The 15,779-nt window shown below is 59.8% G+C and carries 14 protein-coding genes and 1 tRNA gene; 8 read left to right on the forward strand and 7 right to left on the reverse strand.

Annotated elements, in window-relative coordinates:
• The first annotated feature begins 1 nt into the window (after position 1).
• The 7 genes from ccoS (at position 2) to HGB41_RS07700 (ending at position 5,494) form a co-directional block, all read left to right on the forward strand.
• Positions 2 to 154: a cbb3-type cytochrome oxidase assembly protein CcoS gene (gene ccoS / locus HGB41_RS07670; RefSeq protein WP_171082815.1), complete on the forward strand. Its 153-nt coding sequence runs from the start codon at positions 2 to 4 to the stop codon at positions 152 to 154.
• 166 nt (positions 155 to 320) lie between these two features.
• On the forward strand, positions 321 to 1,793 hold the full coding sequence (ccoN, locus tag HGB41_RS07675) for a cytochrome-c oxidase, cbb3-type subunit I (RefSeq protein ID WP_171082817.1): 1,473 nt from the start codon (positions 321 to 323) through the stop codon (positions 1,791 to 1,793).
• 18 nt (positions 1,794 to 1,811) lie between these two features.
• The gene (ccoO, locus tag HGB41_RS07680; RefSeq protein ID WP_171082820.1) at positions 1,812 to 2,429 is read left to right on the forward strand and encodes a cytochrome-c oxidase, cbb3-type subunit II; all 618 of its coding nucleotides are present in this window, start codon (positions 1,812 to 1,814) and stop codon (positions 2,427 to 2,429) included.
• Position 2,430: 1 nt separating this feature from the next.
• The gene (locus HGB41_RS07685; protein WP_171082822.1) at positions 2,431 to 2,595 is read left to right on the forward strand and encodes a cbb3-type cytochrome oxidase subunit 3; all 165 of its coding nucleotides are present in this window, start codon (positions 2,431 to 2,433) and stop codon (positions 2,593 to 2,595) included.
• The gene (gene ccoP / locus HGB41_RS07690) at positions 2,588 to 3,574 is read left to right on the forward strand and encodes a cytochrome-c oxidase, cbb3-type subunit III (RefSeq protein ID WP_171082825.1); all 987 of its coding nucleotides are present in this window, start codon (positions 2,588 to 2,590) and stop codon (positions 3,572 to 3,574) included. The genes HGB41_RS07685 and ccoP overlap by 8 nt, the downstream gene beginning before the upstream one ends.
• Entirely contained in the window at positions 3,571 to 4,956 is a 1,386-nt protein-coding gene (gene ccoG, locus HGB41_RS07695; RefSeq protein ID WP_171082827.1) for a cytochrome c oxidase accessory protein CcoG, read from the forward strand. Before ccoP ends, ccoG begins: the two co-directional genes overlap by 4 nt.
• 10 nt (positions 4,957 to 4,966) lie before the next feature.
• The gene (locus HGB41_RS07700; protein ID WP_171082829.1) at positions 4,967 to 5,494 is read left to right on the forward strand and encodes a FixH family protein; all 528 of its coding nucleotides are present in this window, start codon (positions 4,967 to 4,969) and stop codon (positions 5,492 to 5,494) included.
• Between the two features lie 29 nt (positions 5,495 to 5,523).
• Here HGB41_RS07700 and fnr read toward each other — a convergent pair whose 3' ends face one another.
• A complete protein-coding gene (fnr, locus tag HGB41_RS07705; RefSeq protein ID WP_171082831.1) occupies positions 5,524 to 6,291 on the reverse strand; it encodes a fumarate/nitrate reduction transcriptional regulator Fnr in 768 nt (255 codons plus the stop codon).
• A 579-nt stretch (positions 6,292 to 6,870) separates the two neighbouring features.
• The gene (locus HGB41_RS07710; protein ID WP_171082833.1) at positions 6,871 to 7,659 is read right to left on the reverse strand and encodes a RuvA C-terminal domain-containing protein; all 789 of its coding nucleotides are present in this window, start codon (positions 7,657 to 7,659) and stop codon (positions 6,871 to 6,873) included.
• Between the two features lie 276 nt (positions 7,660 to 7,935).
• Here HGB41_RS07710 and HGB41_RS07715 point away from each other — a divergent pair, with 276 nt between their 5' ends.
• The gene (locus HGB41_RS07715; protein ID WP_171082834.1) at positions 7,936 to 8,484 is read left to right on the forward strand and encodes a recombinase family protein; all 549 of its coding nucleotides are present in this window, start codon (positions 7,936 to 7,938) and stop codon (positions 8,482 to 8,484) included.
• A gap of 201 nt (positions 8,485 to 8,685) precedes the next feature.
• On the opposite strand, the gene HGB41_RS07720 is transcribed toward HGB41_RS07715, so the two are convergent.
• The 5 genes from HGB41_RS07720 to pepN form a co-directional block, all read right to left on the reverse strand.
• On the reverse strand, positions 8,686 to 9,288 hold the full coding sequence (locus HGB41_RS07720; protein ID WP_171082836.1) for a hypothetical protein: 603 nt from the start codon (positions 9,286 to 9,288) through the stop codon (positions 8,686 to 8,688).
• A 975-nt stretch (positions 9,289 to 10,263) separates the two neighbouring features.
• Complete coding sequence (locus HGB41_RS07725; RefSeq protein WP_171082838.1) at positions 10,264 to 11,709, reverse strand: site-specific integrase; 1,446 nt, start codon at positions 11,707 to 11,709, stop codon at positions 10,264 to 10,266.
• A gap of 113 nt (positions 11,710 to 11,822) precedes the next feature.
• Positions 11,823 to 11,898 (reverse strand) — tRNA-Thr (locus tag HGB41_RS07730).
• 100 nt (positions 11,899 to 11,998) lie between these two features.
• On the reverse strand, positions 11,999 to 13,000 hold the full coding sequence (locus tag HGB41_RS07735; RefSeq protein ID WP_171082840.1) for a class 1 fructose-bisphosphatase: 1,002 nt from the start codon (positions 12,998 to 13,000) through the stop codon (positions 11,999 to 12,001).
• A 133-nt stretch (positions 13,001 to 13,133) separates the two neighbouring features.
• On the reverse strand, positions 13,134 to 15,779 hold the full coding sequence (gene pepN, locus HGB41_RS07740; protein ID WP_171082843.1) for an aminopeptidase N: 2,646 nt from the start codon (positions 15,777 to 15,779) through the stop codon (positions 13,134 to 13,136).

Here is a 15,779-nt window from a genome sequence, read left to right on the forward strand (position 1 = left end):
CATGGAAGCCTTGTATCTCCTGATTCCGCTGAGCCTGGTGCTGGTCGCGCTGGCAGTCTGGATCTTCTTTGGCGCTGCCGACAGCGGGCAGTTCGAGGACCTCGAAGGCCCCGGACTGCGCATCCTGCGCGACGACGACAGCGCCGGCAGCTGAAGTCCGTCATGGCGCCGGCGCCCGCCCGCGAGCGTGAGCATCGCCCGGTCACGCATCGCATCCATATTTCAGGCGTAACTGAACAATTTGATTCACATCAAGGATTTTTAAGGTTCAGAAAATTACTCTCCTGCTGTCAACTAAGGGAATCCATCAGGAGAGAATCGTGGAACGCAGTCTTCACTATAACTACAAGGTCGTGCGCCAGTTTGCCGTCGCCACTGTCGTCTGGGGCGTGATCGGCATGGCCGCAGGCGTCTTCATTGCGGCCCAGCTGGCCTGGCCCGCGCTCAATTTCGATATCGCCTGGCTGTCGTATGGGCGCCTGCGTCCGCTGCACACCAATGCGGTCATTTTTGCCTTCGGTATCTGCGGCCTGTTCGCCACCTCGTACTATGTGGTGCAGCGTACCTGCCAGGTACGGCTGTTTTCCGACAGGCTGGCCGCCTTTACCTTCTGGGGCTGGCAGGCGGTGCTGGTGGCGGCCGCGGTCACGCTGCCGATGGGTCTCACGCGCGGCAAGGAATACGCCGAGCTCGAATGGCCGATCGCGATCCTGATCACGGTCGTCTGGATTGCCTACGCGGTCGTGTTCTTCGGCACCATCGTCAAGCGCAAGGTGCAGCACATCTATGTCGCGAACTGGTTCTTCGGCGCCTACATCATCGCCGTGGCCGTGCTGCACGTGGTCAATGGCGCGGTGATTCCGGTCTCCGCCTTCAAGTCCTATCCGGTGTATGCGGGCGTGCAGGACGCCATGATCCAGTGGTGGTACGGCCATAACGCGGTGGGCTTCATCCTGACCGCCGGCTACCTGGGCATGGTCTATTACTTCATCCCCAAGCAGGCGCAGCGCCCGGTGTATTCGTACCGCCTGTCGATCGTGCACTTCTGGGCCCTGATTTTCACATACATGTGGGCCGGCCCCCACCATCTGCACTACACCGCCCTGCCCGACTGGACCCAGTCGCTGGGCATGGTGTTCTCGCTGATCCTGCTGGCGCCGTCGTGGGGCGGCATGATCAATGGCGTGATGACGCTCTCGGGCGCCTGGCACAAGCTGCGTTCCGACCCGATCCTGAAGTTCCTGATCGTTTCGCTGTCGTTCTACGGCATGGCCACCTTCGAGGGGCCGATGATGTCGATCAAGACCATCAATTCGCTGTCGCACTACACCGACTGGACCGTCGCCCACGTGCACGCCGGCGCCCTGGGCTGGGTCGGCTTCATCACGATGGGATCGATCTACTACCTGGTCCCGCGCCTGGCCGGCAAGAAGCAGATGGCCAGCCTGGTCCTGGTCGAGACCCACTTCTGGGTCGCCACCATCGGCATCGTGCTCTACATCGCATCGATGTGGATCGCCGGCGTCATGCAGGGCCTCATGTGGCGCGCCGTGAATGCCGACGGCACCCTGACCTACACCTTCGCCGAAAGCGTGAAGGCGACCTATCCCTACTACGTAATCCGCTTCACGGGCGGACTGCTCTACCTGTCGGGCATGGCACTGATGGCCTTCAATACCTGGAAGACGCTGGCCGGCACGGTAACGGTCGATCCGCCCGTCGCGCAGCCGCGCAAACACCGCGCCAGCGATGAAGCCGGCGCAGCCGCATCCCATGTGCCGTCGCACGCCTGATATCGAAAGACCAAGCAAATGAAAAACTTCACCCACGAATGGATCGAGAAGAGCCCGTGGCTCCTGATCGGGCTGGTGCTCCTGGTGATCTCGGTTGGCGGCCTGGTCGAGATCGTGCCGCTGTTCTTCCAGAAGTCGACGACCGAGCCGGTGGCGGGCCTGCAGCCGTATTCTCCGCTGAGGCTGGCGGGCCGCGACATCTATATCCGCGAGGGCTGCTACAACTGCCACTCGCAGATGATCCGGCCCCTGCGCGCCGAGACCGAGCGTTACGGCCACTATTCGGTCGCCGGCGAGTTTGTCTACGACCACCCGTTCCAGTGGGGCAGCAAGCGCACCGGGCCCGATCTTGCGCGGGTCGGTGGGCGCTACAGCGACGAATGGCACCGCACCCACCTCGACAACCCGCGCGACCTGGTGCCGGAATCGAACATGCCCGGCTACCCGTGGCTGGCTAACACCATGATCGATCCGGCCACGATCGTGCCGAAGCTGCGCGTTATGCAAATGCTGGGCGTTCCGTACAGCGAGCAGCAGGTGAAGAGCGCGCCTAGCGAGCTCGCAGGCAAGACCGAGCAGGACGCGCTCGTCGCCTACCTGCAAGGCCTCGGCACCCAGATCAAGACAAGGAACTGATATGTCCATCGACACGCTTTTCGACCGCGCCAGCAGCGTGATGACGGTCCTCTCCTTTGCCACTTTCATCGGTATCCTGCTATGGACTTTCCTGTTGCGCCGCGGCGCCGATTTCGATGGCGCCGCCGCACTGCCCTTCGCCGACGAGGAGGCGCACCATGGCTGATTTCACGAGCAGCTTCTGGGACGGGTACATCGCCCTCGTCACGCTACTTTCCATCGCCGGTTGCGCGGTCCTGTTGTGGTCGCAGTCGAAGCACCGGGTGACGCTCGATGCCGATGGCCAACCGCAACAAACCACGGGCCACGTATGGGACGAGGACCTGACCGAGCTGAATACGCCAATGCCGCGCTGGTGGATGTGGCTGTTCTACCTGACGATCGTGTTCGCCGTGGTGTACCTGGTCCTGTACCCGGGGCTGGGCAGTCATGCCGGCAAGCTCGGCTGGCACTCGACGGGTGAATACCAGGCGGAGCTGAAGAAGGCCGCCCAGGATTTCGGGCCGGTGTTCGCCCGCTATGCTGGCCAGGACCTCAAGGCGGTCGCGGCCGATCCGCAAGCGCAGGCTATCGGCGAACGCATGTTCATGAACTACTGCGCCCAGTGCCATGGCTCGGACGCGCGCGGCAACAAGGGTTACCCCAACCTGACCGACCGCGATTGGCTGCACGGCGGGGACCCGGGCACGATCAAGGCCACCATCATGGCCGGGCGCGTCGGACAGATGCCGCCGATGGGCGCCGCGCTGGGTTCGGACAAGGATGTCGAGGCAGTCGTGCACTATGTGCGCAACCTGTCCGGCCTGACGGCCGACCCGATCAAGGTGGCGTTCGGCAAGCCCAAGTATGCTGCCTGCATCGCTTGCCACGGCGCCACCGGTACGGGCAACCAGGCGCTGGGAGCGCCCAACCTGGCGGACAAGACCTGGCTCTACGGGAGCAGCCGGGAAACGGTGATGGAGACGATCCGCAAGGGCCGGACCAATACCATGCCGGCGTTCGGCGAGTTCCTGGGCGAGGCCAAGGTGCACGTGCTGGCAGCCTATGTCTGGAGCCTGTCGAATCCACCGGGCGCCGGATCGCCGGCCGCCGGATCGCCGGCCGCCGGATCGCCGGGCGATGTGAAACAGGTCGCCGCCAAATGAATGCGCCGAAGGAAGCGGTCATCAAGATGTACGCCGCGCGCGAGGAAATCTACCCGCGCGAGGTGAAAGGCCGCTATGCAACGCTGCGCTGGGCCTGCGTTTGGCTGACCCAGCTGCTGTTCTATGGCCTGCCATGGATCGGCTTCAACGGGCGCCAGGCAGTGCTGTTCGACCTCGGCGCGCGCAAATTCCACCTGTTTGAGCTCGTGCTGTGGCCACAGGACTTCATCTATCTCGCGGCCCTGCTGATTGTCTGTGCTTATGGATTATTTCTTGTCACGACGGTGGCGGGGCGCGTCTGGTGCGGCTTCGCCTGCCCGCAAACGGTCTACACGGAACTCTTCCTCTGGATCGAACGCCGGATCGAAGGGGCGCGCAGCGCGCGCATCCGGCTCGACCGCCAGCCCTGGAGTCTCGACAAGATCGGAAAAAAAACCGCCAAGCACGCCGCCTGGCTGCTGGTGGCGCTGTGGACGGGTTTCAGCTTTGTCGGCTACTTCACGCCGGTGCGCTCCCTGATGGGCGAAATCCTCGCCTTGGACCTCGGTCCGTGGGAAGCGTTCTGGGTGCTGCTCTATGGCTTTGCCACCTACGGCAACGCCGGCTGGATGCGCGAGCAGGTCTGCAAGTACATGTGCCCTTACGCGCGCTTCCAGAGCGCCATGTTCGACAAGGACACCCTCATCGTGACCTATGACCGCGGCCGCGGCGAGCCATGCGCACCGCTCGGCCATGCAGCGCAAGCGCCTGCGGGCGACTGCATCGGCTGCAACCTGTGCGTGCAGGTCTGCCCGACCGGCATCGACATCCGGCGCGGCCTGCAGTACGAATGCATTGGCTGCGCTGCGTGTATCGACGCCTGCGATGGCGTGATGGAAAAAACAGGAAAGCCTGCCGGCCTGATCCGCTACGCGACCGAGAACGCGCTGGTGCAGGGCTGGGGACCGGAGAAGATGCGCCAGCGCCTGCTGCGTCCGCGCGTGCTGGCCTACACGGCGGTGCTGGTGCTCATGCTGGCGGCGATGACGGCGTCGCTGGCACTGCGCGTTCCGCTCAAGGTCGACGTGATCCGCGACCGCGGATCGATGGGCCGCGAAGTGGACGGCGGCTGGATCGAGAATGTCTACCGCTTGCAGCTCATGAATACCAGCGAAGTGCCGCGCCGGCTGCACCTGCGGGTCGACGGGCTGGCCGGAGCGGTGATCGTGGAGCAGGCAGTCGTCGCGCTCGACGGCGCCAGCACGCGCGCGCTGCCGGTCCGGGTGCGTATTCCTCCGGAGACGGGCAAACCCGGGTCGAACCGGATCGAATTCACCATCACCGCGCTCGACGACGCAGCAGTCGCCGTGCGCGAAGAAGCGGCCTTCATCGTGCCGCGCTAGGAGCCACATCATGCCAACACTGCCACCCGTGTTTCCGCAGCCTTCCATGCCGCCATGGTACCGCCATCGCTGGCCTTGGTTCATCATGCTCGGCCCGGCCGCCGTGATGCTGGCCACCGCCGTCACCGTCTGGCTGGCGGTCAAGCAGCCAGACGCGGTGGTGGTCGATGATTATTACAAGCGCGGCAAGGCGATCAACCAGGACCTGCGGCGCGACCGCGCGGCCACGGCGTTGCGCCTGGCCTTCACGGCGCGCTACGACGCGAAGAATGGCGTGCTCGAAGGCCAGCTCGAAAGCTTCGGCCGTCCCATGCGTGCGCCTTACCGGATTCTGTTCGCGCATCCGACGCTGCCCGGGAAAGACCTGGTACTGGTGGCGCGGCCTGATGCGCGTGGCGTGGCCGCGGTTCGGCTGCCGGCGCTGGAGATGACGCATTGGCGCGTGGTCATCGAGGACGAAGGCCGCGCCTGGCGCCTGGCGCGCGGCTGGAGCCCGGCCTCGTCGGGAACGCTGGAGATTGCCGCCGATCCGGGGTAGTGAGGGCCTGCGTTACGCCCTGCCATGGTTCAGGCCATTGGACTGCACTGTTCGGTGCCGGCGGCAATGGCCTTCAGCCTGGCCGGTTCGACCAAGTGCACTTCACGCTTGTCGACCGCGATCAGGCCCTGTTTCTTGAAACGCGACAGCAAGCGGCTGATGCTCTCGATGGTCAGCCCGAGGTAGTTGCCGATGTCCTCGCGCGACATGCGCAAGCCGAAGTCGGTCGACGAGTAGCCGCGCGCCGCATAGCGCGCCGACAGGTTGACCAGGAAGACTGCGAAGCGCTGCTCGGCCCGCATGTTACCCAGCAGGAGCATCACGTTTTGTTCGCGCGTGATCTCCTGGCCCATGATGCGGTGGAAGTGGCGCAGCAGTGCCGGAACCTCGCCGAACAATTCTTCCAGCCGCGCGAACGGAATCTCGCACACTTCGCTGTCTTCGAGCGCAACGGCATCACAGTGGTGGCGGTCGCCGCTGATGGCGTCCATGCCGAGCAGTTCGCCGGCCATCTGGAAGCCCGTGATCTGCTGTTCGCCAGAAGCGTTGATCTGGTAGGTCTTGAAATGCCCGTAGCGCACCGCGTACAGGCTGCGAAACGGTTCGCCCATGCCATACAGGCGCTCGTCGCGCATGAGGCGCCGGCGCTGGCCGATGATCTGGTCGAGCCGGTTGATGTCGGCGTCGTCCAGCCCCATCGGCAGGCACAGCTGGTGCATGCTGCATGCCCTGCAGCTGGCCTTGATTGCCCCGAGGCTTATCGGTGCCGGATTGGGAAACGGGATTCCTTGGCTCATCTGGTAGGAAAGTGGTAGGTGTAACAGATTATAGACCGGTGAATCAGCTCCTACGCACTTTCGCCCGCAGCATGCACGCCGGACCATTTGCCGTGCAAGGCCGAAAAATGGCATCAGGCCGACAAAAGAAAAAGGGTTACACGCGATAGCATGTAACCCTTGATCTGACGAACATATCCTGGTGCCGCTGACCAACATCGAACCAGCATTCCAACCCCTGCACGAATGGGACTAAGTGTCCTACAAAACCTAATCATATCAATGACTTACTGTTGAGTGCAAGCGATATTGAGGCTGTACTGAAGATGCCTTGTGTTACCCGATGTGGTCCCAATGTGATACCTGAGACGTGGACTACCCTGTAATGCCCGCCCATACAGGGGGGCCACCTGAGGCATCAAGGTCGGGGCCTACTGCGCGGCTACACGGGGGCCATAGGTCCGGGGGGGGGTATCCTGTGCCTGTGTACAGAAAACGTCCCCACTTATCAAAAGCCCAACAACAACGAATAGAAATCGACCCTTTAGCGTCTTTTGAAATTGCGATCTCGGTTAAAGGGAGGGGGGTACACGGCTGACTCTAGCTATCTGCTTCCAGCGTTCGGAGGGCGACTTCAATTCCTTCACGCGCACTGAGACCATACGGCACATTCCTAAGCGCAGTAGCGGCCTCCTCTGCTCCATATCCTAAGGCTAACAGGGCATTTAAGGTATCTTCGCGTCCTTCATCGTACGCTCGACTAGGACGGGGCTTTGCATCGGCAGAAACAGGATACTTAATCACTGGAAGAGTCCGACTGGCAGCTTCGGTAGCGTTGGTCCTTTGGTAGATAGAGTCTTGCACCAGTTCGTGTACAGAAACGAGCCTGTTACCAACTGAGACAATGTAGGTAATGTCTGCGTCTGCGGTCTCTTTATCAATCCGTTTGTACCGATGGAGAATACCGCTTCTACTCGACCTAGTTTTAACCTTGATGTATGCATCAGCGCGGAGACCGGACCAATCAGCATGTGCATACCCGTTGCGGATCGTCGCAGCTAAGCTTAAGTCCTTTTCAAGTTCCACAACTTCGCCTTCAGGCAAATGCACTGCCCCATGCGCAACTGCTTGGCCGTATAGGTGCATTAAAGCGCGTGCCTTAGCCATGTAGCCCATTTCTGCTAGGAATACGTCAAGCCGTTCGTCCTGATACGGGTCGCGCAACATCATTTCCCGTAAGAAGTTGGCGATTGAATCCTCTAGCGAGTTAAAACAGATGACGATCCAGCCTATTTCCTCTGCGATTCCAGCAAGGTAGTCATTTAATTCGTCATCGTCGACGGTTTCGGGATGGGCATCGTAGTCCGAATGCGGAATTTCCTTGTTCATTTTTACGATCCTTACCTGTGTTCTAAGGGTTCTACGCTTGACCTCAGCGTTGCTCAAAATGTACTTCTTACGGAGTTGCCCTAGCTTTGTCAACTCAACGTAAGTTTCTTCGCGTATCCCTGGACTTTCCTATTGGTCTCAATGTGTTCTCTACCACAGGACCCTGCCCTAGTGAGAGCATGACAACGTCTGAATAGAGTCTATCAATAGGATTGCGTTTCCTGTTTTGATAGGCTATTATCCCTACATCTTAGGCTCATCTGATAGGGAACAAGCATGTTGATCGGGTACGCACGGACTTCCACTGTGGAGCAGGTAGCAGGGTTTGACTCTCAAGTGTCGGCGCTGACGGCTGAGGGATGCGAACGGGTGTTCAAGGAACAGGTTTCCTCAGTGGCCGAGCGGGAGCAGCTTGAGGAAGCCATACGCTTCGCAAGGTCAGGCGATGTGTTCACGGTAACGAAGCTTGATCGCCTTGCGCGTAACACTCAACACCTGCTAGAGATTGTCCAGCGCCTAGAGGCCAAGGGTGTATCCCTGAGGGTTTTGAACCTTGGTCTGGATACCTCTACCCCTACCGGCAAACTGATGCTTACCATGCTTGGTGCTGTAGGCCAGTTTGAGAGGGAAATTATGCTAGAGCGTCAGAAGGAAGGCGTAGCCAAAGCAAAGGCTGAGGGCAAGTACAAAGGCAGGAAGCCTACCGCGCAGGCCAAGAAGGCCGATGTGCTGGCACTGGTGGCCTCAGGGGCAACCAAGGAAGCCGTAGCGAAGCAGCTTGGTATTGGTGTTGCGAGTGTCTACCGGATGCTTAAGAGCGGCTGAAAATACCTCTTATTTGCTCTGAAAGCCACTGGTCTACACTAGGCTATTCGACCTCCTGCTTTCGGCCAAGAGAGGACATGCTTCGCGAAACACCGAGAACGCCAATGGTGCACTTTCACTGACGATTGAACGGCTGACTAACGATAAATGCGCCCAATGGCAACCGTTTTGCCGCTGTAATAGTTACCTAGTTTGGGACTTCTAGAGGGTGTTTCGCGGATCGCTCCGGTTGAATGAGAAGTAGGTCCAATCAAGCCGCTTGTCAATAATGTACCGATTGTCATAGTAACCCGCTCGTTGGTGAGTACGATCATACGGGTCTTCACGCGGGTACTTCTTTTCAACCAGATTCCGCAACTCGACCAACTGAGCCTTGGCGATTTTGTAGTACTTATTGAAGTCGTCAAAGGCTTCGTGGCGCTTTCGTTTGATGAGTACGCCTTCTGCATTTAGGGAATAGAACTGGCTGTACCCGGTTGTTTCTGCATCAGTCCTACCAAATACGATCACTGGGTGGGCGTCAGTTCGGTGGTGGGCAAACGAGTTGCGTAGCTGAATCACCATCACGAGCGGGTTCTTCTGTAGCTTGAAGCCCATCTCGTTAGCGATTGCCATGACGACCTTCTGTTTCGCAGCGAGAGCCATGACAGAGGTATCCAGAAGGATGTGCCACACGAACGACCACTGATCCTGACGCGTACCGATGTAGTGCGAGATGATCTGGTTGAACAGGTTCTCGACCATGTCTGCACGGTTGATGACGGTCACCAAGTCCGGTTGTGGCTGCTGTTCTACGTCGCTCATGAATTTGTCCCTCATTGACAAAAGTGCATCCTAGCACGACAGGTAGGCGTCGCCCGCCATGGCGACGACAGCGGTTATTAGCATAAGCACTGCTGCCCTGGGAGGGCATTCCTCGCGCTGCTTGCTCTCTCATTTGCTGGAGGTGCGTTGAGAGGTAAAGTCTGGCCCTCTAAAGCGTACGATGAGACCTAGACGACGATCCCTGAGTCGCGCCGATGTAAATACATCGAGTATATAGGGTGGGCAAGAATGGTCTGTTTTGAAAGGTCTCCCTCATAGGGGAAAACCTAATACACACACCTAAAGAGAAGCTATAACCCACAGCTAAGAGAACAGGGTTACCGATTTGGGGGGGTAGGGGGGAAACCTAAGGATACTAGAGATAACCTAAAGACAACTAATGATGCCTAAGTATCCCCTGTAGTGCAATCCAAAAGGAAAAAACCTAATGGTCTTTCTCCTATGATTTGTACTTACAGCCTACCTATGCCGACTTAGGCTATCCAAAGGTATCTATAGGGATGATGGTCTTCCCTGTAGGGGTAGATAGTCTCCCCTTTATTGGGGGCGTATGGTCTCCCTAACCAGTCAGGTGCAATGATCCTGATTGGTGTTTTTTTCTCCCCTACAGCGGGAACGACAGAACCCCTTAGGGAGGCCGTAGAAGGCCGTAGGGGCGTTTTAAGTGGTGAAGGGCAACAACCCACAGGTGAAGCCTGAAAACGCCGTATGCGGCTTCCTAGTGCATTTTGGAGTGCCTCAACTCATACGCGTGTGTGGCTTCGGTATGAATGCCCCTAGGAGGGCCGTACAGCCCCTGCAAGGTGTTTTCAGGAGCAGGTGTATACAACCTAAGGGTTGAGCCTGAAAGCAGCGTATACGGCTTCCTGATGCGGCTGCTTTTGCACAGGGATAACTGTTTCGCAATTCAGCACCAGGTACGCAATACATTAGGCATGGCAGATTACTGTCATCCTATGCCCATACAGCGGCCATGGCCTTTTTGACCCACTCAGCTAATACTGCCAACGGATACCCTTGCCCGTATCCAGCGCCAACCCCACGCGTCGTATGACCAAGGATTTGGTCCTGAATGGAATCAGGGCACTGGACGGCCCGCAAACGGTCTTTCATCGAATGACGCAGGCTATGATTATCCACCTTTGCGTTTTCAAAGCCATTACGACTACGAAGCCACTTAATCAAGGTAGCTGAGACCGTATTAATGTTGCATTTGTCTACCGTCGTGTACCGAGGAAACAGGAACTTGGAACCTTTAGACAGCCCCTGAGCGGCTTTGATAGCCTCAATTGCCCTAGGCGTCAACGGAACCTTGCGAACGCTTGCTTTGTCATTCTTCAATGAGCGCCAAGGGTGTTCCATGAGGTCAATATAAGGGGGTTCGGTATCCAGATGAACATCGGCTGATGCCAAGCCCGTGACTTCTGCCAACCTACAGCCGGTTTCGGCCAAAACCGTGATAATACAGCGGGGCTGGTCCCAACCTTTAGCAGAGACCCACTCATCCACTACGCGATGCAGGGTCTTTAACTGTGATAATTCAAAAGGAAGACGCTCTTGAGCATCCTTACCGGCATTGGGAATCTCAACGCTGGAAAACTGGTTCTTGATGTCGAGTTCGTTTTCCTTGATAGCGCGGCCAACCGCAGCAATGATGCTGTTCAAGTAACGGGCAACGGTCGTCGTCGTGATCGTCTTACCGTCTTTATTGTGTTCACCAGCAAGCAGCCATTTCACGAAGTCATTCACGTCTTGGCGACGGATTGAAGCAAGCCCGCGATCTTCCTTGAAGAAGTCCCTCAGGTAGCCAAAGGCAATCTTTGCCGTCTTAGCGGCCTTCTCAGAGCGCGAAGTAACGTACTGGTCAAGACAATCGCTCAGGGTAAATTCCCGGCGTCCTTGGACGATTTGCAGCGCCGTAGCCACCACAGGGGATAGATGCAGATCAATATCCCGCTTGGGACTAGTCGCGTAATCCTGTTCATAGGCTTCTTGCAAGTTGTCCTTTACCCTACGGGGCAGACTGTCCTCAACAATGTCGAAAAAATGGCTTAGCGCCTGTTCGTCCTCATTGGGTGCAGCAGGGTCAATACCTCTATTCCGAAGTAACGTCTCTGCCTGTGCCAGCGTCCCGACCTTGGACGGATTGCGCAACTCTTCCCATTCCTTGTCATGCTGTGCGGTCAGCTTGACAATCTTGGGCGCTGCGGTCTTGGGGTCGGAGGTTTGAAGGCTAATTACGATTTGCGATTTACCTGCCCACTCGGAACCCGCTGCTTCCAGCAAGGGCTTGAGGTCCTCAGGGATGCGGCGGCGGTAGTACAGAAGGGAACTGTTGGGCTTCTTCCAGATGTGTTTCAGCTTGAGGGACACGATTGGGGAGAGGGAAAATAGGGGCATGTGTCAGCATGAGTGATACGGGTGTGATACCCATTTGTGATACCACTCGTGCTAGGGACTCTAACTAAATCCCAACCAAATCAATGACTTGGAAGGGTTTAGGTATTCAAACTTGGTGCCGCTGACCGGAATCGAACTGGTGACCTTCGCATTACGAATGCGCTGCTCTACCGACTGAGCTACAGCGGCTCTACGTGGGCGAACCCGACGAAGAACCGTATTCTAGCAAACAACCCAGCACACTTGCTAGTCCGACTCGGCAATTCGCTCCAGAATTGCTACAAAGTCATTATTCGTCGTGGTAGGCGGTGACCAGCTCCACTTCCGATTTCGAGCCCAGGAACACCGGCACGCGCTGGTGCAGCTTGGTCGGCGGGATCTCCATGATGCGGCCACGGCCGTCGGTGGCGGCGCCGCCGGCCTGTTCGACGATCATCGCCATCGGGTTGGCTTCGTACATCAGGCGCAGCTTGCCCGGCGACGCAGGGTCGCGCATGTCGGCCGGGTACATGAAGACGCCGCCGCGGTTCAGGATGCGGTGCACGTCGGCGACCATCGAGGCGATCCAGCGCATGTTGAAGTCCTTGCCGCGCGGGCCGGTGGTGCCGAGCAGCATCTCGTCCACGTAGCGCTGCACCGGCGGGTGCCAGTGCCGCTTGTTCGACATGTTGATGGCGAACTCCTTGGTGGTTTCCGGGATCATCATGTTGCTCTCGGTCAGCACCCAGGAACCCATCTCGCGGTCGAGCGTGAAGCAGTGCACGCCGTTGCCGGTGGTGAGTACCAGCATGGTTTGCGGGCCGTACACGGCGTAACCTGCCGCCACCTGCTGGGTGCCCGGCTGCAGGAAGTCCTGCTCGGTCGGTTCGGCCATGCCTTCCGGCGCCTTCAGCACGGAGAAGATGGTGCCGATCGAGACGTTGACGTCGATGTTCGAGGAGCCGTCGAGCGGGTCGAACAGCAGCAGGAATTCGCCCTTCGGATAGCGGCTCGGGATCTGGCGGATGGTTTCCATCTCTTCCGATGCCATGGCCGCCAGGTGGCCGCCCCACTCGTTCGCCTCAAGCAGGATTTCGTTCGAGATCACGTCGAGCTTTTTCTGCACTTCGCCCTGGATGTTTTCGGTGTCGGCGCTGCCCAGCACTTCGCCGAGCGCGCCCTTGCTGACCGAATAGCTGATGCGCTTGCAGGCACGGGCGACGACCTCGATCAGGAGGCGCAGCTCGGCATTGATGGTCTGGTGCTGGCGTTGTTCTTCGACCAGGTATTGGGTGAGGCTGACGCGTTTCATGAATTCCCTTTGGTTTGGATGTTGTAGGGTGGGCGGCTTCGCCGCCCGCGCGTTCAATCCAAACATGCGTTGTGGCTCGGCATGATCTGGTTGAACGCGCGGGCGGGAAACCCGCCCACCCTACGGGTTATTGTTAATTTGCGAGCGCCTTGGTGACCACTTCGCGTACGTCGTTCGACAGGCGCTGCTGCCCCGCGACCTGCTGCAGCGCGGTCTTCATGTGCACCTGCAGGCTCGGGGTGAAACGGCGCCAGCGGTCCATCGCGCGTGCCAGGCGGGCGGCAACCTGGGGGTTGAGCCCGTCGAGCAATGTCACGTGCTCGGCCCAGAACAGGTAGCCGCTGCCATTCGGGGCATGGAACTGCACCGCATTGTTCATGCAATAGTTCGCGACCAGGCTGCGGGCGCGGTTCGGGTTGCGCAGGTTGAAGGCCGGGTGGCGCATCAGCTCGCGCACCTTGGCGATGTCGGTGGTCGGGGCCGAGGCCTGCATGGCGAACCATTTGTCCACCACCAGCGCCTCGCCCTGGAATTCGTCGTAGAAGCGGGCCAGCTCGGCCTCGGCTTCCGGCGCGCGCGCATGGATCAGGGTGCTGAGCGCGGCGGCGCGGTCGGTCATGTTGTCGGCATCAACGCACTGGCGCGCCGCCAGCGCGATGGTTTCCTCGTCCGGCGCGGCGTTCAGGTAGGACAGCGCCAGGTTCTTCAGGGCGCGCTTGCCGGCGGATGCGGCGTCCGGGCTGTACGGTCCGGGCGTCAGGTTGGCCTGGTACTGCGCCATCAGCTCGGTGCGCAGGGCTGCCCCGATATTGGCGCGCATGAATTGGCGCGCCACGTGCACGGACAGCGGGTCGACCTCCGACAGCTGCTCGGCGATCATGGTTTCCGATGGCAGCAGCAAGGCCTGTTCGCGGAAGGCCGGGTCGAGCGATTCGTCGACCAGCATCCGGCGCATCGCCTCGATGAAGGTGTCGTCGAGGCTGAGTTTCGCGTCCACCGCCGTTTCGCCGGTGAGCTTGAGCAGGCGGCCCATCGCCAGGCGCTGGCCGGCCTCCCAGCGGTTGACCGGGTCGCTGTCGTGGTTGAACAGGTGCAGCAGGTCGGCGTCGGTATAGCCGCCCTGCAGGATCACGGGCGCCGAAAAGTCGCGCAGCACCGACGCCACCGGCTGTTCGGTCACGCCGGTGAAGACGAAGGTCTGCCGTTCTTCCAGCAGCTCGAGCACGGCCGTGGTGCCCATGTCCTTGCCGTCCACGGTGAGCGGCATGTCGCGCCCTGCGCGATCGAGCAGGCCGACCGCGACCGGGATGTGGAAGGGCAGCTTGGTCGGCTGGCCGGGAGTGGCCGGGCAGCTCTGGAACAGCGTGATGTCATAGGTCTGCGCCGCTTCGTCATAGCGGGTTTCGAAGCGCAGCTGCGGGGTGCCTGCCTGGCTGTACCAGCGTTCGAACTGGGTAAAATCGCGCCCGCCCGCATCGGCCATCGCCAGGCGGAAGTCGTCGCAGGTGACGGCCTGCTCGTCATGGCGCTCGAAATACAGGTCCATGCCCTTGCGGAAGCCTTCACGTCCCAGCAGGGTCTGGTACATGCGCACGACTTCGGCGCCTTTTTCGTAGACGGTGACGGTATAGAAGTTGTTGATCTCGACGAACGAGTCCGGGCGCACCGGGTGGGCCATCGGGCCGGCATCCTCGGGGAACTGGGCCTGGCGCAGCGTGCGCACCTGGTCGATGCGGGTGACGGCGCGCCCTAGCTCGGTGCCGATCATGTCCGAGGTGAATTCCTGGTCGCGGAAGACCGTCAGGCCTTCTTTCAGCGACAGCTGGAACCAGTCGCGGCAGGTCACGCGGTTGCCGGTCCAGTTATGGAAGTATTCGTGCGCCACCACCGCCTCGATGCCCTGGAAATCGATGTCGGTCGCCACACGCGGGTTGGCCAGCACGAACTTGGTGTTGAAGATGTTCAGGCCCTTGTTTTCCATCGCGCCCATGTTGAAGTCGCTGGTGGCGACGATCATGAAGCGGTCGAGGTCGAGCTCGAGCCCGTAGCGCTCTTCGTCCCAGCGGATGCTGTGCTTGAGCGACTGCATCGCATAGTCGGTCTTGTCGAGGTTGCCCTCTTCGACCCACACCTGCAGCAGCGCGTCGCGCCCGTCTGCAAGGCGGAAGGTCTCTTCCTGGCAGACCAGCTGTGCGGCGACCAGGGCGAACAGGTAGGACGGCTTCTTGAACGGGTCTTCCCATTTGGCGTAGTGGCGGCCATCTGCGAGGTCGCCCTCTTCCAGCAAATTGCCGTTGGACAGCAGCACCGGATAGCGCTCCTTGTTGGCACGCAACATCACCGTGTAGGTCGCCATCACGTCGGGGCGGTCCGGGAAATAGGTGATGCGGCGGAAACCCTCGGCCTCGCACTGGGTGAAGAAATTTCCGTTCGACGTGTACAGGCCGCTCAGCGTGGTGTTCTGCTCGGGCACGCACAGCGTTTCGATCTCGAGCGTGGCTTCTTCCGGCGTGTTCGGGATCGTGAGCAGGGAGCCGTTGACCGCGTAGTCTCCCTCCTGCAATAGCCGGCCATTCAGGCGCAGCGCCACCAGTTCGATGTCTTCGCCGTAGAGCTCGATCTCGCGCTGGGCGCTGTCCGGGTTGCGGCGCAGGGTCAGCCGGTTGGCCACGACGGTGCGCGTGGGGTCGAGGTCGAAACCGAGTTCCACGGTGTCCACCAGGTAGCTCGGCGGAGTGTAGTCACTCCGGTAAATCGTCTGGGGCGTATCGGTGCGCAT

Origin of the sequence: Telluria aromaticivorans (assembly GCF_013003915.1) — a bacterium.
GTDB classification, from domain to species: domain Bacteria; phylum Pseudomonadota; class Gammaproteobacteria; order Burkholderiales; family Burkholderiaceae_D; genus Telluria; species Telluria aromaticivorans.

Coding starts and splice junctions, on each gene's coding strand:
- ccoS (WP_171082815.1), top strand. CDS start 2: ATGGAAGCCTTGTATCTCCTGATTCCGCTGAGCCTGGTGCTGGTCGCG.
- ccoO (WP_171082820.1), top strand. CDS start 1,812: ATGAAAAACTTCACCCACGAATGGATCGAGAAGAGCCCGTGGCTCCTG.
- HGB41_RS07685 (WP_171082822.1), top strand. CDS start 2,431: ATGTCCATCGACACGCTTTTCGACCGCGCCAGCAGCGTGATGACGGTC.
- ccoP (WP_171082825.1), top strand. CDS start 2,588: ATGGCTGATTTCACGAGCAGCTTCTGGGACGGGTACATCGCCCTCGTC.
- ccoG (WP_171082827.1), top strand. CDS start 3,571: ATGAATGCGCCGAAGGAAGCGGTCATCAAGATGTACGCCGCGCGCGAG.
- HGB41_RS07700 (WP_171082829.1), top strand. CDS start 4,967: ATGCCAACACTGCCACCCGTGTTTCCGCAGCCTTCCATGCCGCCATGG.
- fnr (WP_171082831.1), bottom strand. CDS start 6,291: ATGAGCCAAGGAATCCCGTTTCCCAATCCGGCACCGATAAGCCTCGGG.
- HGB41_RS07710 (WP_171082833.1), bottom strand. CDS start 7,659: ATGAACAAGGAAATTCCGCATTCGGACTACGATGCCCATCCCGAAACC.
- HGB41_RS07715 (WP_171082834.1), top strand. CDS start 7,936: ATGTTGATCGGGTACGCACGGACTTCCACTGTGGAGCAGGTAGCAGGG.
- HGB41_RS07720 (WP_171082836.1), bottom strand. CDS start 9,288: ATGAGCGACGTAGAACAGCAGCCACAACCGGACTTGGTGACCGTCATC.
- HGB41_RS07725 (WP_171082838.1), bottom strand. CDS start 11,709: ATGCCCCTATTTTCCCTCTCCCCAATCGTGTCCCTCAAGCTGAAACAC.
- HGB41_RS07735 (WP_171082840.1), bottom strand. CDS start 13,000: ATGAAACGCGTCAGCCTCACCCAATACCTGGTCGAAGAACAACGCCAG.
- pepN (WP_171082843.1), bottom strand. CDS start 15,779: ATGCGCACCGATACGCCCCAGACGATTTACCGGAGTGACTACACTCCG.